Annotated in this window: 25 protein-coding genes and 1 tRNA gene; 5 read left to right on the forward strand and 21 right to left on the reverse strand. The window is 41.0% G+C overall.

All coding sequences use genetic code 11. From position 1 onward, the window contains the following. Positions 1–23: 23 nt before the first annotated feature. Positions 24–833, forward strand: a complete 810-nt coding sequence (gene murI, locus SKC38_RS08025; RefSeq protein ID WP_377976617.1) for a glutamate racemase — start codon at positions 24–26, stop codon at positions 831–833. Here murI and SKC38_RS08030 read toward each other — a convergent pair. From SKC38_RS08030 to SKC38_RS08115, 18 genes are all read right to left on the reverse strand, one after another. Then, the gene (locus SKC38_RS08030; protein ID WP_377976618.1) at positions 830–1,120 is read right to left on the reverse strand and encodes a hypothetical protein; all 291 of its coding nucleotides are present in this window, start codon (positions 1,118–1,120) and stop codon (positions 830–832) included. The genes murI and SKC38_RS08030 overlap by 4 nt on opposite strands. Then, positions 1,113–1,646 (reverse strand): DUF420 domain-containing protein, encoded by a 534-nt coding sequence (locus SKC38_RS08035; RefSeq protein ID WP_377976619.1) that lies wholly within the window; start codon positions 1,644–1,646, stop codon positions 1,113–1,115. Before SKC38_RS08035 ends, SKC38_RS08030 begins: the two co-directional genes overlap by 8 nt. A 3-nt stretch (positions 1,647–1,649) precedes the next feature. After that, complete coding sequence (locus tag SKC38_RS08040; RefSeq protein WP_377976620.1) at positions 1,650–2,366, reverse strand: SCO family protein; 717 nt, start codon at positions 2,364–2,366, stop codon at positions 1,650–1,652. 25 nt (positions 2,367–2,391) lie between these two features. Next, positions 2,392–2,703 (reverse strand): cytochrome C oxidase subunit IV family protein, encoded by a 312-nt coding sequence (locus SKC38_RS08045; RefSeq protein ID WP_377976621.1) that lies wholly within the window; start codon positions 2,701–2,703, stop codon positions 2,392–2,394. 18 nt (positions 2,704–2,721) lie between these two features. Continuing rightward, positions 2,722–3,489: a cytochrome c oxidase subunit 3 gene (locus tag SKC38_RS08050; RefSeq protein WP_377976622.1), complete on the reverse strand. Its 768-nt coding sequence runs from the start codon at positions 3,487–3,489 to the stop codon at positions 2,722–2,724. Positions 3,490–3,500: 11 nt separating this feature from the next. Continuing rightward, positions 3,501–4,079, reverse strand: a complete 579-nt coding sequence (locus SKC38_RS08055; RefSeq protein ID WP_377976623.1) for a cytochrome c oxidase subunit 3 — start codon at positions 4,077–4,079, stop codon at positions 3,501–3,503. Positions 4,080–4,082: 3 nt separating this feature from the next. Beyond that, positions 4,083–4,931, reverse strand: coding sequence for a heme o synthase (gene cyoE / locus SKC38_RS08060; RefSeq protein WP_377976624.1), 849 nt, complete (start codon positions 4,929–4,931; stop codon positions 4,083–4,085). Then, on the reverse strand, positions 4,928–5,827 hold the full coding sequence (locus SKC38_RS08065) for a COX15/CtaA family protein (RefSeq protein ID WP_377976625.1): 900 nt from the start codon (positions 5,825–5,827) through the stop codon (positions 4,928–4,930). Before SKC38_RS08065 ends, cyoE begins: the two co-directional genes overlap by 4 nt. Positions 5,828–5,894: 67 nt before the next feature. Then, positions 5,895–7,787, reverse strand: coding sequence for a cytochrome c oxidase subunit I (locus SKC38_RS08070; RefSeq protein WP_377976626.1), 1,893 nt, complete (start codon positions 7,785–7,787; stop codon positions 5,895–5,897). Between the two features lie 37 nt (positions 7,788–7,824). Next, positions 7,825–8,904: a cytochrome c oxidase subunit II gene (locus tag SKC38_RS08075; RefSeq protein ID WP_377976627.1), complete on the reverse strand. Its 1,080-nt coding sequence runs from the start codon at positions 8,902–8,904 to the stop codon at positions 7,825–7,827. Positions 8,905–8,937: 33 nt separating this feature from the next. Beyond that, the gene (locus SKC38_RS08080) at positions 8,938–10,299 is read right to left on the reverse strand and encodes a quinol:cytochrome C oxidoreductase (protein WP_377976628.1); all 1,362 of its coding nucleotides are present in this window, start codon (positions 10,297–10,299) and stop codon (positions 8,938–8,940) included. 31 nt (positions 10,300–10,330) lie between these two features. After that, positions 10,331–10,939 (reverse strand): c-type cytochrome, encoded by a 609-nt coding sequence (locus SKC38_RS08085; RefSeq protein WP_377976629.1) that lies wholly within the window; start codon positions 10,937–10,939, stop codon positions 10,331–10,333. Between the two features lie 37 nt (positions 10,940–10,976). Continuing rightward, entirely contained in the window at positions 10,977–11,495 is a 519-nt protein-coding gene (locus tag SKC38_RS08090) for a DUF3341 domain-containing protein (RefSeq protein ID WP_377976630.1), read from the reverse strand. Between the two features lie 28 nt (positions 11,496–11,523). Next, positions 11,524–12,924 (reverse strand): NrfD/PsrC family molybdoenzyme membrane anchor subunit, encoded by a 1,401-nt coding sequence (gene nrfD, locus SKC38_RS08095; protein ID WP_377976631.1) that lies wholly within the window; start codon positions 12,922–12,924, stop codon positions 11,524–11,526. Positions 12,925–12,954: 30 nt separating this feature from the next. After that, positions 12,955–15,999, reverse strand: coding sequence for a TAT-variant-translocated molybdopterin oxidoreductase (locus tag SKC38_RS08100; protein ID WP_377976632.1), 3,045 nt, complete (start codon positions 15,997–15,999; stop codon positions 12,955–12,957). A 45-nt stretch (positions 16,000–16,044) separates the two neighbouring features. Next, on the reverse strand, positions 16,045–17,250 hold the full coding sequence (locus tag SKC38_RS08105) for a cytochrome c3 family protein (protein WP_377977023.1): 1,206 nt from the start codon (positions 17,248–17,250) through the stop codon (positions 16,045–16,047). A gap of 214 nt (positions 17,251–17,464) precedes the next feature. Next, a tRNA-Cys gene (locus SKC38_RS08110) sits at positions 17,465–17,535 on the reverse strand. Positions 17,536–17,730: 195 nt separating this feature from the next. After that, entirely contained in the window at positions 17,731–18,966 is a 1,236-nt protein-coding gene (locus tag SKC38_RS08115) for a metallophosphoesterase (protein WP_377976633.1), read from the reverse strand. Between the two features lie 50 nt (positions 18,967–19,016). On the opposite strand from SKC38_RS08115, the gene SKC38_RS08120 reads away from it, so the two are divergent. Then, the gene (locus SKC38_RS08120) at positions 19,017–19,805 is read left to right on the forward strand and encodes a Rossmann-fold NAD(P)-binding domain-containing protein (protein WP_377976634.1); all 789 of its coding nucleotides are present in this window, start codon (positions 19,017–19,019) and stop codon (positions 19,803–19,805) included. A 133-nt stretch (positions 19,806–19,938) separates the two neighbouring features. On the opposite strand, the gene SKC38_RS08125 is transcribed toward SKC38_RS08120, so the two are convergent. Next, entirely contained in the window at positions 19,939–21,129 is a 1,191-nt protein-coding gene (locus SKC38_RS08125; protein WP_377976635.1) for a M20 metallopeptidase family protein, read from the reverse strand. A 174-nt stretch (positions 21,130–21,303) separates the two neighbouring features. Here SKC38_RS08125 and SKC38_RS08130 point away from each other — a divergent pair, with 174 nt between their 5' ends. Beyond that, entirely contained in the window at positions 21,304–21,819 is a 516-nt protein-coding gene (locus SKC38_RS08130) for an HNH endonuclease (protein WP_377976636.1), read from the forward strand. Then, a complete protein-coding gene (locus tag SKC38_RS08135; RefSeq protein WP_377976637.1) occupies positions 21,819–22,610 on the forward strand; it encodes a DUF2520 domain-containing protein in 792 nt (263 codons plus the stop codon). Before SKC38_RS08130 ends, SKC38_RS08135 begins: the two co-directional genes overlap by 1 nt. On the opposite strand, the gene SKC38_RS08140 is transcribed toward SKC38_RS08135, so the two are convergent. Further along, positions 22,603–23,067, reverse strand: coding sequence for a hypothetical protein (locus tag SKC38_RS08140; protein WP_377976638.1), 465 nt, complete (start codon positions 23,065–23,067; stop codon positions 22,603–22,605). The genes SKC38_RS08135 and SKC38_RS08140 overlap by 8 nt on opposite strands. A gap of 96 nt (positions 23,068–23,163) precedes the next feature. Here SKC38_RS08140 and prfA point away from each other — a divergent pair, with 96 nt between their 5' ends. Continuing rightward, on the forward strand, positions 23,164–24,234 hold the full coding sequence (prfA, locus tag SKC38_RS08145; protein WP_377976639.1) for a peptide chain release factor 1: 1,071 nt from the start codon (positions 23,164–23,166) through the stop codon (positions 24,232–24,234). A gap of 126 nt (positions 24,235–24,360) precedes the next feature. Here prfA and SKC38_RS08150 read toward each other — a convergent pair whose 3' ends face one another. Then, complete coding sequence (locus SKC38_RS08150; protein ID WP_377976640.1) at positions 24,361–25,389, reverse strand: sensor histidine kinase; 1,029 nt, start codon at positions 25,387–25,389, stop codon at positions 24,361–24,363. Positions 25,390–25,419 lie beyond the last annotated feature (30 nt).

Here is a 25,419-nt window from a genome sequence, read left to right on the forward strand (position 1 = left end):
TCTTTACATCCAATTAGAATCATATGCCAAACGCAGCACCCATTGGGATTTTTGATAGTGGAATCGGCGGATTAACGCTCGCGCATGCCATCACGGAATTGATGCCAAACGAGAATATTGTTTATTTCGGCGATACGGCCCATCTACCTTATGGTGATAAATCTGCAACAGCCATTCAGGCCTATTCCTTGAAGATTTGCAATTTCTTGATGGAAAAGCAATGTAAATTAATTCTCATTGCCTGTAATTCTGCCTCTGCTGCCGCTTACGATTTGGTGAAAACCTATGTGGGAACCAAGGCCATCGTTGTCAATGTCATCGATCCCGTCATTGATTATTTAGACCAAAACTGGGAAGGGAAAACAATTGGTCTTATCGGGACAAAGCAAACTGTCAACTCAGGAATCTACGCGACCAAAGCCGAAGCGCTTGGAAAAAATATTCATATCAAATCGCTTGCAACACCTTTGTTGGCCCCTATGATTGAAGAAGGATTTTTCAATAATAACATCTCGGAACAAATCATTAAGGAGTATTTGGCGCATGACAATTTAGCCAATATCGAAGGCCTGATTCTAGGATGTACCCATTACCCCTTGATTAAGAAACAGATAGATGCGTATTTCCAGGGGAAAATTCCTGTGATTGATACTTCTTTGATCGTCGCTGCTGCTATCAAACAGATTTTAGCGAATCAAGATTTGTTGATTGATACGAAAGCGAAAGCTTCCCGACAATTCTTTGTGTCGGATTACACGGACTCATTTGAAAAATCGACGCAGATTTTCTTCGGAGAAACAATCAAGCTGACGCAGTATCCGATTTGGGATTAATTCGCCTTTCCCATCAATTGAGAAACGCGTTGACGTAATTGCCATTTGGCAATGCGCTCCTTTTGCTCCTGTTTGCTTTGTTTAAACCAAAGCCATGCAATGCCACCCACCAACAAATAAGGTGCCGTCAGCAAGTATAAGATACCCGTGTTCAAGCCTGTTGCGATATTCGAGCGACCATTGGAAACCGTACTTTCTACCGTCGTCCGACACATCGCACATTGAGCATCAACATCCAGCTGGATGAACAATAATAAGCAAACGATGAAAAATATACGCTTATACATAGTAAGGAGAAATCATTAGGTAAACAATGACACCAGAAATTGAAACATATAACCAAATCGGATAGGCCCATTTAACCGTTTTCTTATGGGCAGCTATATCTCCTGTCAAGGCATGGTATAAAGCCATCAACACGAGACGAACAACTCCGATGGACAAAATAATGTGCGAAGCAAGTAAGAAAAAATAAATGCTTTTGATTATTCCTTCGCCTCCAAATTTGGTGGATTCGTTGGCTACGTGGTACAAAATATATAAGATAAGGAATACAGCACCTTGTAATACCGAAGCACCCATGGCTTTGCGATGTCCCTCAATGTTCTTTTTCTTCACAGCGATTAATCCAATAATTAAACTCAACGCGGTCGTACTGTTGATAATTCCGATTAAATGGGGAAGAACCTTTGTCCAATCGCCCAAGGGTAATTTACTTGGCAAGGATAACAAGCCCGCAACGGCTAAAGGTATCGCAATGGAGATCACATTGATGATCAAATTATTTTTCGGGGACTTGGTTAATGTTAACATCTGCTATTCTGTGGTATAAATGCTTTTTAAAACTTTGATTTCCATAATCAAACGGTCCACTTCTTTCTTATCCGTACCATCGTAGAATCCGCGAATAACACCCGTTTTGTCTACCAATACTAAACGCTCAGAATGAATAAATGTTTCGTCGGGGTTCTTAATCGCCGCATCATATTCAGAAGCATCCGCTAGTGGCACATGGAAACCTTTTAAAATTAATGGATAGATTTCTTTTTTTGCTCCTGTTAAAAATGTCCAACGTGTCGAATCGGCCTCGAAGCGTTTGGCATATGCCGAAAGCTTAGTAGGCTCATCGTAGTTCGGGTCGACCGAAATGGAAATGAAATGAACGTCCTTGTCTTGGTTGAAGGTATCTGTTGCCCGACTAACCTGCGAAGTGATTTTAGGGCAAATGATTCCACAGCGAGTAAAGAAGAAATTGGCAACATAAATTTTGCCTTGTAAAGTTTTGGAAGAAAATGTCCTGCCGTTTTCGTCGGTCAGTTGGAAAGCTGGAATCGTTTGAAATACCGTATCGAGTTCGGATTCGTTCCAGCGGGGATTTAATCGTTTGGCCATTTTGATTTCCCCGGTCGTAGAATCGATCGCAGGAATAAAACGGGGTAGGGTATAATGATTGGTACCGAATGTCTTTAGCCCTAAAAAGATAAAGACAGGCACTATTAATGTCATTAATAAGATGCCTGCCTTCTTATTCATAATTCCTAAAAGGAAAATGGGTTTACTAATACATGTGACCGCCTTCGTAGATTAAAGCGATCAAAAGCCAAACTACAAAGATTGTCGGGACTAATACAGCCCAAATTAATGATTTTACCTCATGCTTTAAGTGCATGAATTCACCTACGATGTAGAATGCCTTAACAATCGTCATGCCGCAGAAAATAGCAACACGTAAGGTATTTGCAGGCATGGTGAATGCGATAACGAATTCAATTGCCGTTAAGATCAATAAGATCCAAAATGTTTTCCAAATCGCTCCGGTGTTTGGAGCGGCGATTTCTTTTTCAGAAGTTTCGTGTGCTACGTGAGCCATAATATCAATGAATAAAGATTATACTAAATAGAAGAAGGTAAATACGAATACCCAAACCAAGTCAACAAAGTGCCAGTAAAGACCTACTTTCTCAACCATTTCATAATGCCCTCTGCGCTCGTAAACGCCCGTCGCTGCATTAAAGAAAATTAAGATATTCAAGATAACTCCTGAGAATACGTGTGTTCCATGGAATCCTGTAATGAAGAAGAATAAATCCGCAAATGCAGGAGGGCCGTAAGGGTTACGAACCAAATTGGCTCCTTCAATCGGAGTAACTACGCCATCAATCAATTGCTTCGCTGCGATTGACAAATCTTCTGGACCGTGGATAAAGTGTGTCCATTCCCAAGCTTGTGAACCCAAGAAAGTAAATCCACCTACGATTGTCCATAACATCCATTTCTCTACATCTTTGCGGTCTCCACGGTGGCCAGCTTCTACAGCTAATACCATGGTTACAGAAGAGGCAATCAAAATGAAAGTCATGATACCTACGAATACCAAAGGCAATGACATTCCGTGTAAAAATGGAACGGCTTCAAATACCTTTTCTGGGATAGGCCAGTGTGTCGTAGCAAAATAGAACGTATCAGGAGTTCCTTCCCAAGCGGGTTGGCTGAAACGAATCATTCCGTAAGTAATCAATAAGGCAGAGAACGTAAATGTATCTGATAGGAGGAAAAACCACATCATTAATTTTCCGTAACTCGCTTTTAAAGGTTCTGATCCACCCGACCATGTTAGGTTTTCGGGTACAGCAGGGGCAGTGTGTGCAACTGACATGCGGTAATTGCTTAATTGTTAAAAACTAAAAATAAAAATAAATATACCCATAAAGCATCTAAAAAATGCCAATAGGTGGTACAAATCTTAATTTGGGTCAATGCTTTTGCATTAATTTTCAGTCGGAAAGCTGCCACTAAAGCAACCAATAACACAATCAATCCGGAGATTAAATGTAGCCCATGTAGGCCTGAAAGTACATAAACAAAAGAACCTGACGGATTTCCTACAAAGAATACGTTCTTTTCCACTAATTGGATCCAACCGTAAAATTGCATGATTAAGAATATTAATCCGAGCACAAAAGTAATAGAAATACTTATTCGAAGCGCATTAAATTGGTCTTTTTTTGCTGCTAGGTATGCAAAATGCATGGATGCACTACTAGCTAGTAAAACGATGGTGCTATAAGAAAACAAATTTGGCAAATCGAATTCAACCCAGTTACCTTCTGCTTTTCTTACGAGATATGCACTTGTAAACGCAGCAAACAACATGATGATGGATACAATGAATAACCACATGGTGAACACTTTCGGATTGACCGAACGCGTTTCATTGGCTGCAAGGAGTTCTTCTTGATTTTTCATGACTTAAGCTTTATCAAATAAAAAGGCGATTTGAACAATTAATAAATAAATGAAGGAACCAAACATCATCCAGCGGGCTGCCTTGTCTGTAGGTTTCATCATTAAGTAAAATGTCTGTCCTAAGAACAAGCTACCGGCCACAATTGTTATGATGGCTGACGTAATTCCTGTCATATGCATCATATACGGCAAAAATCCCAATGGGATCAAAAATACCGTGTAGATCATAATGGTAAAGGCTGTTTTCAAGTCTTTTTTCCCATCATTCGGCAACATGCGGAATCCCGCTTTTTTATAGTCGGCATCTGCCACCCACGCTATCGCCCAAAAGTGTGGGAATTGCCAAAAAAATTGGATAGCAAATAGGATGCCCGGTTCCCAACCGAAATGCTGTGTGGCTGCGACCCAACCGATCATCGGAGGGAATGCGCCTGGGAATGCTCCTACAAATACTGAAATGGGACCTACGCGCTTGAGTGGCGTGTAGACATAGCCGTAAAGAATATACGAAAGCAAGCCAATCGCTGCAGCTTTCCAAGTGAAATAGCTTAATAAGCCTAATGCTAAAGCCGCAATAATCAGCCCGTAAATCTGCGCATTTTTTGGTGTGAGCGTTTGGGTGGGAAGTGGACGCTTGGCCGTACGCTTCATCAATTTATCGTATTCAATTTCTTTTAATTGGTTAACGATATTGGCAGCGCCTGTCAGGAAAAATCCACCTAAGGAAATTAGAATAATATCAATCGCCTTATGTTCAACTGGGGCTAATAAAAAACCGAAGGTTCCCGAAAACGCCACGGTCATCGAAAGTCGTGATTTTAATAAAGCGATATAGGGTTTTACCTTGTTCATATACTTCGTGTTTTTAACCACGCATGCACGTGAAGACCCAATAAAACTAATGAACTCGTTAAGTGAATTGGTTGGGAGCCCATTGGTAACGCGAAGTAGGCCATTAGAACGCCCGATATCAGCGATATTCCGATACAAAAAACAAATGCCCTTACGTAAGGTGTATTATTCAATTCTGTTCCTTGAACATTTTTCCAAAGGAAATAATGACTAATCAAAATCGCCCAAGAAAACGTGCGGTGTGTGATGTAACCCAAGTCTAAGTTTTCGATCCACTGTGCTTTGGCGTTTTCACCCAATGCACGAATGACCTCATCCATGTTTTCACGTACTTGCGTTCCTAGTAAAATTTGAATGCAGATGATGAAAGCATTAATTGTGATCCATTTGCGTTGTGATTGTGCTAAATCAATTTTAGGCTTATCGGTCTGTAACGCTTTCAATAGAAAAAATAACACTCCCGTGGTTAATAGCATGTGCATGGTCACAACACCCGGTAAAAGAAATGAATCAACGACATATTTTCCTAGTACAGCATTGGCCATTACAAGTAGAAATGCTGCCAAAGTTGGTAGAAATACGCGCCGACCTTTTTTAATGGATAATGCAAGGGTTGTGGCCATGAAAAGACCAGTAAGGGCACCCATTAATCGGTTAAGGTATTCAATCCATGTTTTCGTTGGATTGAATAACACTTCTCCATGTAACTTTTCCTTGTAGATTTCTTGGTAGTTGAAGGGCAATTCCGAAATATGGGTAGGAGGAACTAATTGACCAAAGCATTTAGGCCAATCAGGACATCCCATACCAGAACCTGTGCTTCGTACGATTCCACCTGCTAATATGAGCACATATAAGCTGATTAAGGTGATTGTACCGAAACGTTGGAAGGTCATGTAGGTAGCTAAAAAAAGGATGCATCCAAATGAAACCATTTCGATGCATCCTTTAGGTTGTTTTTAATTAACGGTTATATGACTCGTTTTGTGCAGCCAATAAACTTTCAATTGCTTTTTCGTTCGCAATTTCTTCGTTTTCCTCTGGTAAGTTTGATTCTGGTGTTGCAGAATATGGAACGTTTTGAGGAATGAAATCTGACTCAGCTCCTGGTTTTGAGTAGTCGTAAGGCCAACGGTATACAGCTGGAATTTCACCTGGCCAGTTGCCGTGTCCTACTTCTACTGGAGTTGTCCACTCCAAAGTAGTAGAGTTCCATGGATTCTGTGTTGCTTTTTTCCCTTTGAACATCGAGTAGAAGAAGTTCCAGAAGAAAATGGCTTGTGCCGAGAATGTTAAGATTGCTGCGATTGAAATGAACATGTTCAAATCAGTAAATGCCTCTTCGCGTCCGTTTCCTAATGCCGTGAATGAATAGTAACGACGTGGGAAACCTGCGATACCTGTGTAGTGCATTGGGAAGAATACGCAGTAAACGCCTACGAATGTTGCCCAGAAGTGAATGTAACCTAAGGTCTTGTTCATCATGCGACCAAACATTTTTGGATACCAGTGATAAACGCCAGCCATCAAACCAAAGAATGATGCAGATCCCATTACCAAGTGGAAGTGAGCTACGACGAAATATGTATCGTGTAAGTTGATATCCAATGCCGAGTTACCCAAAATGATACCTGTAACACCACCTGAAATAAATAGGGAAACAAGACCGATTGAGAATAACATCGCTGGCGTAAAGATCAAATTACCTTTCCACAAAGTTGTGATGTAGTTAAATGCTTTTACTGCTGAAGGTACCGCAATGATCAATGTCAAGAACATAAATACAGATCCCAAGAATGGATTCATACCCGTTACGAACATGTGGTGAGCCCATACGATAAACGCAAGGACTGTAATACCCATCATCGAACCAATCATCGCACGGTATCCGAAGATAGGTTTACGTGAATTCGTTGCAATAATTTCAGATGTCATTCCTAATGCTGGCAACAATACGATGTATACCTCAGGGTGACCTAAGAACCAGAATAAGTGTTGGTATAAAATTGGAGAACCTCCCATGTTTGGAAGTGCTTGTCCTTGAATATAGATTTCCGACAAGTAGAAAGATGTTCCAAATGAACGGTCAAAAATCAACAATAAAGCAGCTGATAACAATACCGGGAATGATAACAAACCTAAAACCGCTGTGAAGAAGAATGACCAGATTGTTAAAGGCATCTTCGTGAAAGTCATACCACGAGTACGTAAGTTGATAATTGTACAGATGTAGTTAATACCTCCCATTAAAGATGAAACGATAAATAATGCCATCGAAGTCAACCACAATGTCATACCTAAACCTGAACCTGGCATTGCTTGTGGCAAAGCACTTAATGGAGGATAAATTACCCAACCACCTGACGCAGGCCCTGTTTCAAGGAATAGAGATGAAAACATAACTGCTGATGATAAGAAGAAGAACCAGAAGGATAACATGTTAATGAATCCTGAGGCCATGTCACGCGCACCAATTTGTAATGGAATCAAAAAGTTTGAGAATGTTCCAGACAAACCTGCTGTTAATACAAAGAATACCATGATGGTACCGTGCATCGTTACTAGAGCTAAATAAAACTCTTTATCTAATTTTCCTGACTCATCAATCCATTCGCCTAATAAAGGGCGCAACCATTCCAATTGCATTTCTGGGAAACCCAATTGTAAACGGAAAAGAATGGATAAAGACCCTCCAACAAACGCCCATAAGATACCCATGATAAGGTATTGCTTAGCAATTGTTTTGTGATCTTCTGAGAAGATGTACTTCTGAATAAAATTTGGCTCATGATGCTCGTGTTCGTGATCATGTGCGTGAGCGTGAACTTCTTCAGCGTGTGTTGTAGCAGTTGACATAGGAATATATTTTTCTTTCTACTGTTCTAATTAAAAATTATAATGCTGCAGCTGTTGCAGTGCTATCTGTTGCAATGGGCTCAGCAGGAATATATTTGCTCGCTTTTGCTTTCAAATTTGCAGGTACTTTTTCTAAATAACTTGGATTCGTTGCCAAGAATGGTTTTTGCTCAGCACACCATTTTTTGTAATCTGCAGGCTCATCCACGAATACCGTAATAGCCATACCGAAGTGACCACGACCACAGATTTCTGTACAGTTTAACTTAAAGTTGAAATCCTTGTTGTTCAACTTCGCACGCATTTCATCTGTAGAAATTGTTGGTGTAAACCAGAATTTCGTAGGCATACCAGGTACCGCATCCATTTTAACACGTTGGTAAGGTAAATATACCGAGTGCAAAACGTCTTGTGCTTTGATCTTCAAAAGAACTGGTTTGCCTTTTGGAATGTGTAATTCAGTTGCTGTAAAGTCGTCAAATGAATTTTTGTCTGTAAAGTCGATACCGATGCTATTTGTCTCATCGATCAACTTGTAGTTTTGATTTCCAAGTTGGTTATCATCATTACCTGCGTAACGTACATACCAACCGAATTGGTGTCCTGTGATTTCAATCACAACAGCATCACTTGGTGCTTGTGATGTGATATCTCTCCAAGTTCTCCAACCTGTGAAAACCAAGATTGCCATGACAACCGCTGGGATTACAGTCCAGATTAACTCCAATTTATGGTTAACTGGGTAGAAGGTAGCTTTTCTATTTTTGTTGTAACGGTATTTGAATGCAAAGAACAACAACAAGGTATTTGTTGCAAAAAATGCGAATGTTACAACGGCCATAGAAACCCAAAACATTTTATCTGTATCGATACCATGTTTAGATGCTGCTTCTGGTAGGAAATCAGGTAAGCTATGTAAGAAAGACCAAACACCTGCAATCGTTCCTAGTAACCAGAATATCAACATGCCATAAGCATTTGTATTATTACTAGAATCAAGCGGAGTAGACTCATCGTCTCCTTGTGCTAGGTTTTTATTTAACTTCATACTCTTTGCAATCACTGAGATTGCCAAGATGAAGAATACTACGGATAAAAGACCAATTAGGTAATTCATATATGTATTTGTTAAAATCGTAATCGCTTAATACTAAATATCGTGATGTAATGCTTCTGGTAAGAACGGGTGATTCTTCGCTACCAAAGAAGCTTTCGTTAATTCACCTGAAATCACATAAATGAATGCAGATGCAAATACTGTTACCATCCCGAATTCAACCAATCCATAACCTCCGTGCTTTCCTAAAACACCTGGCATAATCATTTGATAGAAGTCGATATAGTGACCTGCGATGATTAAGAATGCAGCGATTTTCAAGAAAATACGCGTTCTTTTTGCATCACGTGTCATTAGAACTAAGAAGGGTAGCAAGAAGTTTAAGATTACCATCAAAATTTCTGAAGTTTTGTAAATTTTGTTGTGACCTTCCCAACGCTCCAAGAAATAGATCGTTTCTTCAGGTAGGTTTGCATAGTAGATCAATAAGAATTGCTCAAACCAAACATATGACCAGAAGATAGAGAACGCAAACATAAACTTACCTAAGTCATGTAAATGGTTCTCATTTACATAGCCCATCAAGCCTTTGTCTTTTAAGTAAAGAATTGCTAATACGATGACCGCATAAGTCGTAACATGCCATGAAGCGAACATGTACCATCCGAACATGGTTGAGAACCAATGTGTGTCGATTGACATCACCCAATCCCAAGCGAAAATAGAACTTGATGCACCGAAAATTACGATGAATGCTGTACCAATTTTCACCATTTGAGTAAACAAATCACTTCCGCCAACTAAATCTTCTTCCAATGACTTTTTACGCAACATGTTCCATAAAATGATCCATAATGCTCCAAAGCCTACTAAACGAATTAAGAAAAAGTTCTTGTTTAAGTAACCTGATTTTCCAGCAATGATTTTGTCGTAGTTTTCACTTCCTACTTCTGTTACACCGTGGTGCATCCAGTGGAAGATCACATCTCCTTTGAAGAAGAATACCAAAATCAAAATAGGTAAAGAAATGTATAAGAACTTAGGGAAAGCCTCAGGAACACGTTTCATGACTGCAGACCAACCTGATTTAGTTAAGTATTGCAAAGAAACAAAGAACATACCCACAACAGCGATACCTGTGAAGAATACAGCGTTCAACCATACGTTTGCCCAAATACGATTTGTCCAATCGTAATGTTCCTCGGCACCTGCTTGGTGAGAAACGGCTCCACCGGAAAGGTGCTCGCCAGCTGCTTCATGTCCTGCTTTAACTGCATCGTGTCCTGCATTCGCTACTTCGTGTCCGCCAGCTTCGCCTTTTGATAAAAGGTAAATACCGAGCGCTAAAGCAGCTAAACCAGCGATGAAAGCATAAATAATACGTTTTTTGCCTTCAGCACTAAATTCAAAATGCTCTTCTACGTTTGCTGGGGAAAAATGTGAATGTCCCGCCATCTTGATCTCTATTTAATTTAAATTGATTGAATTATTGTTTTTGTAGTTCGTGTACATACAACACGATTTTCCAACGGTTTTCCGAAGAGATTTGTGATCCATGTGGCCACATTCTTCCTTTACCGTGTGTAATGACGTGATAAATATGTCCGTCATTCATCGTCTTTAATGCATCACTTGAGTAAACAGGAACTCCTTTGTAAGCTTTTGCTACCAAGCCATCTCCTTTACCTGCCTCACCATGGCAATGTTGGCAAAAACGCTCATATTGAGCCTTTCCTGCTTCGATGTTCTCTGGAGTTGCAGCGATCGGGTTGTACAAAGATTTTTCTGAGTAAGAAATGCTATCGTTTGGAATCGTTTTAGCGATCATTTCTTGTGCTAAGAAAGCTTGCTTTAAACTATCTGAACCAGTGTAACGCTTACGAGAAACGGTACCTTTTACAGGCAAACGCATGTTCATGCCTAATGGATTGATGGTGTTCGTATCACCTTGTGTTTGAGTCATTGGCTCATATCCTACAGAATGATACATGTTTGGAGCAAATTCTGTTCCTGTATCGTTCGGGTCTGAACCGCATGACATTAAGCCTGCAACTACACCAGCTAATAAAACGAATTTAATTCTTGGATTAAACATCTTGTTATGCTTCTTCGTGAACAATTGTTCTTGTTAATTATTTAGTATTTACTTCTATTGCGCCAGAATCTTTCAAGGCTTTCTTGATGTCAGCTGCACTAACTTTGTTTTTGTCAACATTGATTGCCATCACAAATTTGTCATCCGTGATACGCAAATCCAATGGCTCAACCTTGTTGCCAGGGTATAAGTTATTGGAAGCACAAAATGTTGTTACTAAACCAAAGGCTGTAAATAATACAGTTCCTTCAAAAGTTACTGGAATCCAGTTTGGTAACGCAAAGAAATCTTTACCACCGATGATCATTGGCCAATCGAATACCATCGTGTAGCTAATTAAGGCTAGTGCGCAAATCATACCTAATGTACCAAACATAAATGCTGCGATTGGTAATCGTGTACGTGCATGTCCTACTGCTACGTCTAATCCGTGAATTGGGAATGGAGTAAATACGTCTTCGATTTTGATTCCTTGGGCTTTTATCGCTGTTACTGCGTGTAAAACCTCGTCCTCATCGTCATAAACACCCAAAATGTAGTTAGTTGTCGAACTCATATTGTTTTAATTTCGAATTGCTTAATAATTATTCTTCCGTTTTTTTAGCTGCTTTCGCCTTCTTCGCTGGGAAGTTAGATGAAACACCTTTCATTACCGATTTCACCTCTGCCATATTTACCACTGGTAAGAACTTAGCGAATAAGAAGAATAAGGTAAAGAATAAACCAAATGAGAAAATGTAATCTCCAATATCATACATCGTAGGAGAGAACATCGCCCAAGAAGATGGGATATAATCACGGTGTAATGATGTTACGATAATTACAAAACGCTCAAACCACATACCTACGTTAACAACGATTGATAAGAAGAATGAAACCATCAAGTTTGTACGGATCGCTTTTGACCAGAATAACTGTGGAGAGATTACGTTACATGTCATCATCATCCAATATGCCCACCAGTATGGACCCGTTGCACGGTTGATGAATGCATAACTTTCATATTCTACACCTGAATACCAAGCGATGAAGAATTCAGTTAAGTAGGCAATACCTACGACTGAACCTGTCACCGTTACGACGATGTTCATCATTTCGATGTGCTCAATCGTGATGTAATCTTCTAATTTGAAAACCACACGTGTGATCAACAACAACGTTTGTACCATCGCGAAACCAGAGAAAATCGCTCCCGCAACGAAGTATGGAGGGAAGATTGTCGTGTGCCATCCTGGGATAACAGACGTTGCAAAGTCCATGGATACAATCGTGTGTACAGAAAGTACTAGGGGAGTAGAGATACCTGCCAAAATCAATGACATGTATTCATAACGTGCCCAAGTCTTAGAAGAACCTGTCCAGCCTAAGCTGAATAAACCGTACCAGAATTTACGTCCTGCTGTTGTCGCGCGGTCACGAATTGTTGCCAAATCGGGAACAAGACCCATGTACCAGAACAATAAAGAAACAGATAGGTATGTAGAAATCGCAAATACGTCCCAAACCAATGGCGAGTTAAAGTTAACCCATAATGAACCAAAGGCATTTGGCAAAGGTAAAGCCCAGTGTGCCAACCAAGGACGTCCCATGTGAGCTAGGATAAACGATGCAGCACATAATACCGCAAAGATTGTCATCGCTTCTGCAGAACGGTTAATGGAAGTTCTCCATTTTTGACGGAACAATAATAATACGGCAGAGATCAAAGTACCTGCGTGACCGATACCAACCCACCAAACGAAGTTTGTGATATCCCAAGCCCAACCTACGGTTTTATTTAATCCCCAAACGCCAATACCTTGCCACCAAGTGTAGAAAAGGCAATAAGCACCATAAATGAATACAAGACATGAGATCCCGAATGCAATTTTCCATTCTTTGGTAGGCTCTCCCTCTACTTGTTTGCAGATATCGTGGGTAACATCGGAATAAGATTTTCCACCAGTAACTAGTTTCTCTCTTATGGGTGATACAACGTGCGACATATTTTTATTTACTGTTTTACGATTAAAAAATTATGCTTTTTTAGCATCCTTGTTACGAACTTTCTTCAAGTAAGAAATATTAGGCTTCACGTTAATTTCTTCAATTACGTGGTAAGCACGTCCTTCTTGTTCAACCAATAACAATTGTGAGATAGCTGATTTTGGATCATTCATGTCACCAAATGTGATTGCATTCGTTGGGCAAGATTGAGCACAAGCTACTTGAATTTCTCCATCCACTGGACGACGACTCTCTTTTTTCGCTGTCAATTTACCTTCTTGGATACGCTGAACGCACATTGAACATTTTTCCATAACCCCACGTGAACGAACTGTTACGTCTGGGTTGATCACCATACGACCTAAATCGTTGTTGAAGTGGAAATCAAAGTCATCTGTTTGGAAATAACGGAACCAGTTGAAACGACGTACTTTGTACGGACAGTTATTTGCGCAATAACGTGTGCCGATACAACGGTTGTAAGTCATTTGGTTCAATCCTTCTGTTGAGTGCGTCGTCGCTAATACTGGACAAACAGTCTCACAAGGAGCATTATTACAGTGTTGGCATAACATCGGTTGGAAAACAACCTCTGGATTATCAGATGCAATTTCTAAGCCTTGTAAATCTTCTACTTCCGCGTCTGATGAATAATAACGGTCGATACGCATCCAGTGCATTTCACGGCGGTTAATTACTTCTTGGCGACCCACTACTGGTACGTTGTTTTCTGCGTTACATGAGATAACACAAGCTGAACATCCTGTACATGTATTTAAGTCGATCACCATTCCCCACGCGTGGTTGTTGTATTCGTGACCATTCCAAAGAGACAAATCAGTTGCGTCTTTCTCGCCTTCTGAGGTCTTAACTCTTGGTTTGTAGCTTCCTGCTAATGGGTTTTTAGCAAATTCAGCTAAAACAGTTTCTTGAACAACCGCTTGACGCGCCATCACCGTTTGGTGAGTTTGTGTTTGAGCGATGTCTTTTGTTTCACCTGTTGCTGTTACTGAAACACCTTGTGTACATGTTCCTACACATGCCCCATTGATTTCTGAGATGAATGGATAAGCGTTAACACCTACGCCGTCCGCCGATTTACCAGCTTTCGTACGTCCATAACCAATCGCAATGGCGATTGTTCCTTGTGCTTGACCAGGTTGAACCAAGATTGGCAATGTAACTTCGTATCCTTTGGCACTTACTTTAACTAAGTCGCCTTGCTTTAATTTTAATTCGGTTGCAGTTGGTTGTGAAATGGCTGCATAATTGTCCCAACAAGCTTTTGAAACTGGCTCAGGGAATTCCTGTAACCATGGGTTGTTCGCTTGAGAACCTGTACCTAAACCAACTTTCTCGTAAACAGAAATTTCTAATCCTGTAGATGAAGCTGAATATGCTTTTGCAATCGCAGAAGCTGCAGCATTCACGTCAACCGATGGGCTAGAAGCAGAAACGCTACCTGTATTCGGCTCGAAAACACCATTGTGTAATGCGTTATTCCAAGCTACTTTGCCACCTTTTAAGATGTTATTCTCCCAATTGCTTTCTAAGTAAGCTGCAAAATCACCCGACAAACCTGCCCAAGTTAAGAAACTTGCTTGCGCTTGACGAGTTTTGAAGATCGTAGAAATGGTTGGTTGTGTTAATGAGTAGAAACCAGCTTTTGGCTCTGCATCATTCCAAGATTCTAAGAAGTGTGAATCTGGTGCGATAAATTGACATAAAGATGCTGTTTCATCTGCACGCTCGTTCGTTGCTAAGCTTAGTTCAACTTTCGGTAAAGCTGTTGCTAACGCTGCTCCCATTGGGTGATTGTAAACTGGGTTCGCATTGTAGAAAATAACGGCACCAATTTTACCAGCACCTGCTTCTTTAATGAAGTTGGCCATCGCCATGTCATTACCTTGACGGTAGTTCAATGGAATAGCTGTATTTAATGTTGAGCCATAGGCGCCTACTAATGCGTTTGTAGCTGCTACAATTTTTTGTACTTCTGGATCATTTGATCCTGCAACAATGATTGAGGCACCTTTTGAAGCAACTAAATCTTTGGCTGCTTTATCTAAGTGGTCAACTTTAACGGCTGCTCCAGCAATACCAGCTGCACCCGTTAATTTTGCTACTGCATTATATAATGCAACAGCAACTAAACCTTCTTGAGATGGCTTGTAAGTTGCACGGTAATCAGCGTTAGCACCTGTTGTCGACATGATTGTCTCAAACTGGTAGTGACGTGACATGTCTTTTTTGCCTCCTTTTTCTGAGCTTACACGACGTGTAACAGCCCATTGAGAAGAGAATTCACTAGGTGCGATCCATGTACCTAAGAAATCAGCTCCTACAGAAACGATTGTTTTTGCTTTGCTGAAATCGATGCTTGGGATAATTCCGCCATGTGCAGCAGATAATCCGTAAGCTGGATTCGCATCGTAAGAGATATGTTGAGTTGTTGGGTATTTCGCTGCGAAATCAGCAATCACCTTTTTCGTTGTTGGCGAAAGAATCGTGTTAGATACAATTCTGATTTGTCCACCTTTAGCAGCTACTGCAGCTAATTTTGCAGTGAATTCAGCATCTAATTGTTTCCAATCGCTAGCTTTTCCACCAATTTGGGGTCCTTTTAATTTTTCGTTGTCATATAGACTCAAAACAGATGCGTGTGCACGGCCTGAAAGAGCTCCTTTTGAAACAGACGATAAGGTATTTCCTTCGATCTTGATCGGACGACCTTCGCGAGTCTTAACTAAGATTGAAGCGTAATCGCCACCATCCGTGTAAGTCGATGCATACCAGTTGGCAATCGTAGGCTCAACATCCTCCGGTTTGTTCAAGTATGGAATGGTGTTTTTAACCGGTGCTTCACATGCTGCTAATGAAACAGCTGCAACTCCGAATCCCAACATCTTTAAAAAGTCACGACGATGAGTTCCAGATCCGTCTACTAAGGCTTCGCCTTTCGCATCGTTTTCTGAGGGCATGTTGCCAAACTCATTGTGGATATTTTTTACAAACGATGGTTCATTGGTTAACTCCTCAATTCCTTTCCAATACCTCTTGTTCGAATTTTCCATATAATCTTTCTTATTCAGACTAATTTTGAATCTATTGTAATATGATTAATAGTGACACTTAGAACACTCTAAGCCACCAATGTTTTGCACTTTAAGCGGTGTTTTGCTGTCTTTGTTATGCACCTCAACTAATTTGTCGTAGTATGCATTTCCTTTCGCGTTCACATCTGTTTCGCGGTGACAATCGATACACCATCCCATTGTTAATGAAGAACGTTGCTCCACAACTTCCATTTTTTCGATTTCGCCGTGGCAGTTTTTACACTCTAAGCCACCTACGTTTGTATGTTGCGAGTGATTGAAATATGCCAAATCTGGCAAGTTGTGAACACGCACCCATTGAATAGGCTCGTTGTTTTCAATCGCGCTGTATATTTTTTGAATTTCTGGAGACTCACGCTTGATCGCGTTGTGGCAGTTCATACAGATGTTTGCTGAAGGAACGTTTGCGCCTTTACCTGCATATACACCTGTGTGGCAATAGTTACAGTTAATTTGATATTGACCTGCGTGCAATTTGTGCGAGAATTTGATCGGTTGCTCCGGTGCATATCCTTGGTGAATACCTACGCCATACGCTGCATCGATTGTTGCTTTTCCACCTAATAATAATGCTAGAACTAAAATACCTGTTTTAACAGCTGAATTAGCTGCCAAAGCTTTTGCGTTTGCTGCTAAACGTTGCATCAAAGGAGCTTCTGTCGAAGCTTCACCTGAAGTAATCTTGCTCAATGTGCTAACGATAGACAATAAAGCGATTAATACGATCACCATGATGATCAATAAACCAACTAAAAGAACTTCTAACATGCCGCCAGAGCTTTGAGCTGCCGGTGCTGCTGCGCCTTCTGCTGGAGCTGCACCCGCTGCCGGAGCCGCTGGAGCTGCGTTTGCTGCATCAATATAGGCAACAATGCTTTTGATTTGAGGTTCTGTAAAGTTCGGGTAAGGAGTCATTGCCGCCTTATTGAACTTGTTGTAAAGGTCGTTTGCGTATTTGTCGCCTGAAGCGATAACAGCTTGTGGATTATGAACCCATTTAACGATCCATTCAATCGGGCGTCTTTCGCTAATTCCCTTTAAACCAGGTCCTACAAGCACTTCATCCGATGTGTTGTGGCATGCTGCACAGTTGTTTTTGAATAGGGTTTCGCCTTCTGCTGCATCTTGCGCAAATGTCGCGCTCACGCTAGCTAATAGTATCGCAAAGGATAATAAGGTTTTAACGAGTGTTAATTTTTTGCAAAACATCATGTTGGTTTTCACATTTTAATTCAGTTCGCAAAACTACATTCCGATTTTTTAGGAAACAATTTATAGGATAAACAATTTCAGGTTTTTTTAAGGTTTGATTGATTATTTAGAATCTTTCAAAATAAACCCAAAGTGAAAGTGTAATTTTTTGAGAGGGATTTGTACAAAATGGAGTTAAACAAAAAAACCTTCCGATTTGGAAGGTTTTTTGAGGTTTCGAGCGGATTCGAACCGCTGTAGAAGGTTTTGCAGACCTCTGCCTAGCCACTCGGCCACGAAACCAATTTAATTGGGATGCAAAAATAGCTTTTTTTTAGAAAGGAGCAAAAGGAAAGCGAAAAAAATCAGGCAGTGGTCAGTGGGCAGTTGCTAGGCCGAAGTCCGAAGGGAGTGGTCAGTCACTAGTCACTAGTCGCGAGTCCGAAGTCCGAAGGTCCTAATTTCAACTTTTACCTCTTCATTCTTCGCTCTTAACTCTTAACTCAATGTAAATATGCTAATCTCCGGCGGCATCCCTACACGCCCTGGGTATCCTAAATATCCAAATCCGCGATTAACATATAATTGCTGCCCGTTTTCTTCATACAAGCCTGCCCATTGTTTATAAATGTATTTAGCAGGTGACCAAGTTTCAAAGCCTGGAATTTTTACCCCGAACTGCGCCCCATGTGTATGGCCCGCAAAAGCAACATCAATGTCATGAAACTTGCTATTTTTCGTAACTTCTGCATTCCAATGCGTCGGATCGTGAGATAATAGTAATTTGGTCGATGCCTCTTCTGTGCCCGCATAAGCTTTGGATAGATTACCATACCAAGGGAAACGACCGATGCCTATGTTTTGAACGCCGATGATGGCCAATTTCTCTCCTGATTCTGTGATGATATGATTCTCATCCATCATCAGATTCCAGCCCATTAATTCATGTGCCTTCATCAAATCTTGTAAGTTTTGTTTTTTGGCCGCTGCGCTTTTCCACTTTACATAATCTCCATAGTCATGATTTCCCAACGTGCTGAAAACACCATAAGGGGCTTTTATTTTGGAAAATATATTGAAGTAATCTTCCACCTCTTTGGACTCATTATTGACCAAATCTCCCGTGAAAAACACCAAGTCGGCCTTTTCACGCATCAACATATCTACGCCACCTTGAACAGCCGTTTTGTTGAAAAAACTTCCTGAATGGATATCCGATACTTGTGCAATGCGCATGCCGCGGAACTCTTTGGGAAGTTTAGGAATCTTTAAACTCACTTTTTCAATGCGGTAATCATGTGCTCCAGAGAGGATCCCAAAAGCAAATGTTGCGGCAGGAACTGCGCCAACTGCGAGTGCGGCTTGGGATAAGAACTCATGCCGACTAATCGCACTTGGGTCTTTTTTGCGGATTTTATTGCTTCCCCAGCGGAAAAAGCGGGTGATGTCTTCTAATAGTAAGAAAATGATGATGAACAATTTGCTGATTACCGAAATCATAACAAGCGCCATGAAGGTAATTCGGAATTCGTTTTTCCACGCATGCAATGGCAATGCATTGTACGAAATGGTTCCTATAAGCACGAAAGCGGTAAATCCCCAGTAAATGATGGCAGCTGTTTGACGAACACTATTACGCGATTTACGAAGAGCTGTTTTAACCGCCATCCAAACATAATAGTCTAATGCGACTAAGACGATGGTGATTAAGGGTACAAAAAACATTTTATTCATGGCTTATAAACTATCTTTGTTTTGCATTTGTTCCAAAGGTGCATAAAATTATGAAAAAGAACTTAAGTATTTACGGAGGCGGTTGGGTTGGCGCACCATTGGCATTTAAACTTGCTTTAGCGGATTTTGAAGTTAAGGTTTCGGCATCGCAAGTGCACCAACAAGCGAAGCATCCCAAAGTTCAAGTTGTTGATTTTCGCGCGACGGACGAAACTACCGAAGGGGAATGGGGGCTGTTAAATCAATCGGCAATTCAAGTTTGGGCTATTCCTCCCCGCAGAAAGAAAAACTCAGAGGAACAATATTTGCGCATCGTGCAAGCTTGGGTCGATGGTTTAGATCCCAAAAAAGTAGACAAAATTATCTTCCTTTCTTCTACCTCCGTTTATGCAAATGTCTCTGCGATCGTGGATGAAACGGCTGAAATTAACGAAAATTCGTTGATGGCACAGGCAGAAGCTATTGTTAAAGCATCACCTGTTTCTTCCGTGATTTTGCGTCTTGCAGGCTTAATGGGTGGCGATCGTTTTGTCGCCAAATACTTCGCAAACAAACGTAATGACGGAGCGAATTGCCCAGTGAATTATGTGCACAAAGATGATGTGGTGAATTTGATTGCCTTGACTTGCGAGAAAATTTCTTCGGGTGTTTATAACATTGTTGCTCCCGAGCATCCAACCAAGCAAGATGTGGGAATGAATGACTGTGAGAAACGGGGGATGAATCCAGGGTATTGGGACTCAAGCCAACCGTGTTTAGGGGGTAAAATTGTTTCCGGCGATAAAATCGTTGAGGAATTAAGCTATGATTTTAAATGGCCTGATCCGATGGAGTTTTAATCCTTAATATGTAGAGACGCGATACTTCGCGTCTCTTTTTGATTTGTAGAGACGCAATACTTTGCGTCTTTTTTTGTTTGTAGAGACGCAATACTTTGAGTCTTTTTTGTATTAGACGCGAGGTATCGCGTCTCTACAAGGATAGTTCATTCACCGCCAACCAAGCCATCAATCCCGGCCCAATCGCCAACGCATCCTCGTCGATATCAAAAGTAGGTGTGTGAACGCCACTCGTGATGCCTTTAGCTTCATTGCGAATTCCTAATCGGTAGAAACATGCATCCACATGGTGCGTGTAAAAAGCGAAATCCTCTCCGGCCATCCAAAGGTCTAAGTCGACCACATTTTCTTCACCCATGTAGGCGATCGCGGCAGCTTTGGCCTTACGCGTTAATTCAGGGTTATTTTGTAGGAATGGATAGCCTTTTAATACCTCGAAAATAGCTTGGCCTCCCATGGCATCGGCAATGCCTTCCGCCAATTTCTTCATCTTCTCCAATCCTTCCGCACGCCATGTTTCATCCATCGCTCGGAAAGTTCCCGCGATATTGACTTCGTCAGGTATCACGTTCGTCGCCCCCAATCCTTCGATTTTTCCAAAGGTTAACACCGAAGGAAATTTAGGGTTCTTATTGCGAGAAATGATTTGCTGCATCGCCACAATAATGTGCGAGGCTATGACGATCGGGTCAATGCAAGCATCTGGCATGGCACCATGTCCTCCTTTGCCAATGACCTTAATATATAATTCATCCGTACTGGCCATATACATTCCTTCACGGAATCCTATTTTCCCCACAGTAACGTTTGTGGCTACATGTTGGCCAAAAATACTCACCGGTTTAGGGTTTTCTAAAACGCCCTCTTTAATCATAATGCTAGCTCCACCCGGCGCTTTTTCTTCTGCCGGTTGGAAAATCAACTTCACTGTTCCTTCAAAATCCTCCTTAATGGATTGCAAAATATGCGCCGTTCCTAATAAGGAAGATGTATGTACATCATGTCCACAAGCATGCATCACACCGGGGTTTTGTGATTTATAGGGTACATCGTTCGTTTCGATAATTGGCAAGGCGTCCATATCTGCCCGCAAGGCTACTACTTTTTTAGTTGGATTTTTTCCTTCAATGATGGCCACAACACCTGTATTGGCTAATCGGCTGTTGGGGATTCCCCAAGCATTTAATTGACTCTCAACGAAAGCTTGTGTTTTCGTTTCTTGAAAAGATAATTCCGGATGCATGTGCAAATGATGGCGGTTGCCAACGGTTTCTTGCGCGAGAGAAGTAGATAATGCTTTGATTTTTTCAACCAGAGTTGCCATGTGCCTTTGCTTAATTTTCACAAATCTACTAAAAAGGGCTTAAAATGCCGTTTTTATCTCTCGCTACTAAGCTAAATTTTTGTGGCAAGTAATTGTTTATCAGTTGATTATTTTCTGTAACTTTAAAGCATGTGATGGATTTGCGCAGGGATTACCTTATAAAATTGGATGTCTATGAGTCAGAAAGTTTTAGTCCTTAATCAAGATTACAGTGCATTAACAATCTGTTCTATGCCCAAAGCTTTTTTGCTAGTTTACCTCAATAAAGCCGAACTAATTGCTGAGTCAAGCACCGAAAGACTCCATTCCATCTCGCAATCATTTCCTTTTCCTTCCGTCATTCGTTTAAATCGTTATGTATATTTCCCCTACAAAGGGGTTGTTTTAACGCGTCAAAATATCTTTAAACGTGACGGAAATCGATGTCAATATTGTGGTTCTTCAGATCATTTGACCTTAGACCATGTGATTCCTAAATCGCGCCAAGGAAGAACGTCTTGGGATAATTTGATTACAGCATGTAAATATTGTAATTCGAAAAAAGGACATAAAACACCAGAAGAAGCGGGGATGCAATTAGCACGCCAACCGTTCAAGCCATCCTTCGTTATGTTTTTGCGAAATTTTTCCGGAATTTTGGATAATCAATGGATGCCCTTCATCGGGGCGAAACACGAAAAAATTCAGTAATGATTAAAATTTCATTTATCGGTGCGGGGCACGTGGCATGGCATTTATCGCAAGCGTTGGAAAATGCTGGAAATAGTGTTCAAGAAGTTTTCAGTCGGGATCCAGAGAAAGCACGCGATTTAGTTAGCTATTTGTACAATGCTCGCGTCCAAGAGCATTTGGATTTTTCGGATTCAAGCTCGACTGTGTTTTTCCTTTGTGTCCCGGAGTCGGCCTATCCGCAAGTATTGCCTGAATTATTATTGCCCAAATATGCGACCTTGGTGTTGGTCGCAGGAACTGTTTCATTGACGGAATCCATGATGCAATATGACCCCTTGCGCGAAAGCACAAATCAAGTTGGCGTGTTGTTCCCCGTTCAGCATTTACAGGCCGAACGGAAAATTAGTTTATCGAATGTGCCAATTTGTATTGAAGTATTGGTCGAAGAAACGGAGGCTACCTTGGTCCATTTGGCCAAAGATATTTCGAAATCCATCTATTTAGTGAGTGGCGATGAACGCAAGAAAATCCATTTGGCGATGCTGATGGCAGGATTGTTTACGCAGCAACTTTGGCAACAAGCAGCATTGTTGTTGGAATCGATTGAATTAGACAAAAGCTTGATTCAGGGCATTGTTCAAAATTATGTGCAAGCATTTTTTGCGAATCAAAGCTTACATGCCGACCAAGATATCGCGAAATTGAGTGATTCTCGGGTGGTGTTTGACCAACAAGCTTTCATGATGCGTCCGGAAATGCAGGAAATCTATAAGAATATGTTGGCGCTCGTAAAATCCAATCCTATTTAATCAGCGGCTTATCCATTTGAATAATCACCTGCTTTTTGCTGAAGCCAATGAGCGTAACGTTCCCATTATTTGTTGGATAGATATAATATAGACTATCGCCCGAACTGTTTTTCTGAATACTTGCTGGAATATCTTGTTTTTGAATTAGGCCAAAGGCTATAGCATCAAGCATTTCATTGATTTTCGCATCTTTCACAGATTTTTTAAGCATTTCAATGCTTCCTGATTGAATGCGGACCTTGTTTTTTGAACTTAATGAATCAGCAACTTGTCCTTTGGCTAATCTTGCTTGAAGTTCCTGTCCCCAAACATCCACCTGATTAACGATATCTTGTGGCAATACACGCTTCACTTGACGTTCTCGCATCTCTTTCACGGCAGCTGTGGTGTCAATTCGTTTGGAAAAATCACAGGCATAAACTGTGATGGCAAGAATGATTATCAGGTATTTTTTCATGGGTTCTGGGCGAAAGAACAAAGGTATTCATCTTGAGCAGAAAGGGCAATGAATTTAATTGTTATCTTTGCGGAGATTTTTTAACCCCGATTAGACATGCTGGAGCAGCTAGAAGCCATCCGAGAACGATTCATCGAAGTAGAACAACAAATTGCGATGCCGGAAATTGTTTCCGACTTAAAGAAATTCAAGACGTTAAGTAAGGAATACAAAGACTTGCAAAAAATCGTCGATCAATACATGACGTACCAAAATTTGTTGAAATCCATCGAAGAAGCTAAGTCGGTGATTGCCACAGAAAAGGATGAAGATTTCCGTGATATGGCGAAAGCGGAGTTAGAAGAATTAGTTCCGGCTGAAAAGGAAATGCAGGAGGTTTTGAAGGAGATGTTGATTCCAAAAGATCCCAATGATTCCAAAGACTGTATCTTGGAGATTCGTGGGGGTACCGGAGGAGATGAGGCGTCCATTTTTGCAGGAGACTTGTTCCGGATGTATCAGCGTTTTGCGGAAAAGCAGGGCTGGACATTCCAGATTATGGATTATACTGAAGGAACTGCTGGCGGTTATAAAGAGATGATTGTTTCCGTTCAAGGAGAAGATGTATATGCCAAATTGAAGTTTGAATCAGGTGTTCACCGAGTTCAGCGTGTTCCTGCTACTGAATCTGCTGGTCGTATCCACACCTCTGCAGCGACTGTCGCTGTTATGCCAGAGGCTGACGAGGTGGATGTGCAGATCAATATGAATGACATCCGGAAAGATACGTTTTGTTCGTCTGGTGCGGGTGGGCAGTCGGTTAATACAACCTATTCAGCTGTTCGTGTGACTCACATTCCATCAGGATTAGTTGTTCAATGCCAGGATGAGCGTTCGCAAATCAAGAACTTTGATAAAGCGATGACAGTATTACGTTCTCGACTATACGAAATTGAGTTAGCTAAACGTAATGCGGAAATTGCAGGTAGTCGGAAATCCATGGTTGGGTCCGGTGACCGTTCCGATAAAATTCGTACCTACAATTATCCACAGGGCCGCGTGACGGATCATCGTATCGGTTTAACAGTTTACAATTTGCCTACCGTGATGGATGGAGAGATTGGGGAGTTTATTGAGCAATTACGAATTGCAGAAAACGCAGAGCGTTTGACGGAAGGAGCGGTTTAGAAATTGTGGAGACGCGAGGAGTCGCGTCTCATTTTGTTTTGTAGGGACGCGATACTTCGCGTCTCTACATGTTTGGTTTTTAGACGCGAGGTATCGCGTCTCTACAAAAACTAGATGTCGATTCATTTAGGCCTTCTCCAACTTGAACTCGAACCGAGTTCCTTTGTTTTCTTCGGATTGCACAGAGATCTTGCTGTTGTGTGCCTGAACGATGTGTTTGACAATGGAAAGTCCTAAGCCTGTTCCGCCGGAGTTTTTGGCCCGACTTTTATCTACCCGATAAAAGCGTTCGAAGATGCGGTGTAAATGTTCGTCTGGTATACCAGGGCCATTGTCCACCACCGATATTGTGTAAGCCTTTTTCTTCTCTGTGATGATAATCTGAACAAGGCCTTTTTCATTCCCGTATTTAATGGCATTCACGACCAAGTTCATGATGACTTGAGAAATTCGTTGGGTATCTGCTTTTACCTGAATTTCGCCTTTGGGGGCTATGAGTTTAAGTTTGACATCCCGTTTTTTTGCTTTCGCTTCTACCTGTTCAAATATCTCCTCAATTAATGGGCGTAGATTAATTTTCTTTTTCTCAATCTTGATCGCACCGGTTTCGATTTGGGAAACGGTTAATAAATCTTGCACCAAATTATCTAAGCCGTCCAAACTTTTCGCTGCCTTTTCCAGAAATTTCATCCGGATTTCCAGGTCCTCATCCGGATTATCCAATAGGGTATGCACAAAACCTTGTGCGGCAAAAATGGGTGTTTTTAATTCATGCGAAACATCCGCCAAAAACTCTTGTCGGTATTTAGCCGCCTTTTTCAAATCCTGAACTTCACCCTCTTTCGTCGCGACATATACGTTCAACTCCTTCTTTAATAATTCGATTGGGTTTTCTTTTTCAACAAGTTGTTTGCGCGGTGTTACGCTGAAATCCTTCTTTTTAATCTGTTTAATACGATCATATAAGGAGTTCACTTCTTGGAAAACCAAGTAGTCCAAGGCAAAATAAATGAGCACTCCTCCGAAAATAAAACAGGTTAAAAACCCGATTGTCATCGTGACTAAATCCGAACTCGGGATAAACGACAAGAAGGCTGTCGTTACGATGGCAATGACTAATGCTAGAATAACCGAAAGATATCTGGGTTGTAACATGCTTGAAATTACAGATAAATTTTTAAAAAG

The sequence above is a fragment of the Aquirufa echingensis genome (assembly GCF_042714525.1).
Classification (GTDB): Bacteria; Bacteroidota; Bacteroidia; order Cytophagales; family Spirosomataceae; genus Aquirufa; species Aquirufa echingensis.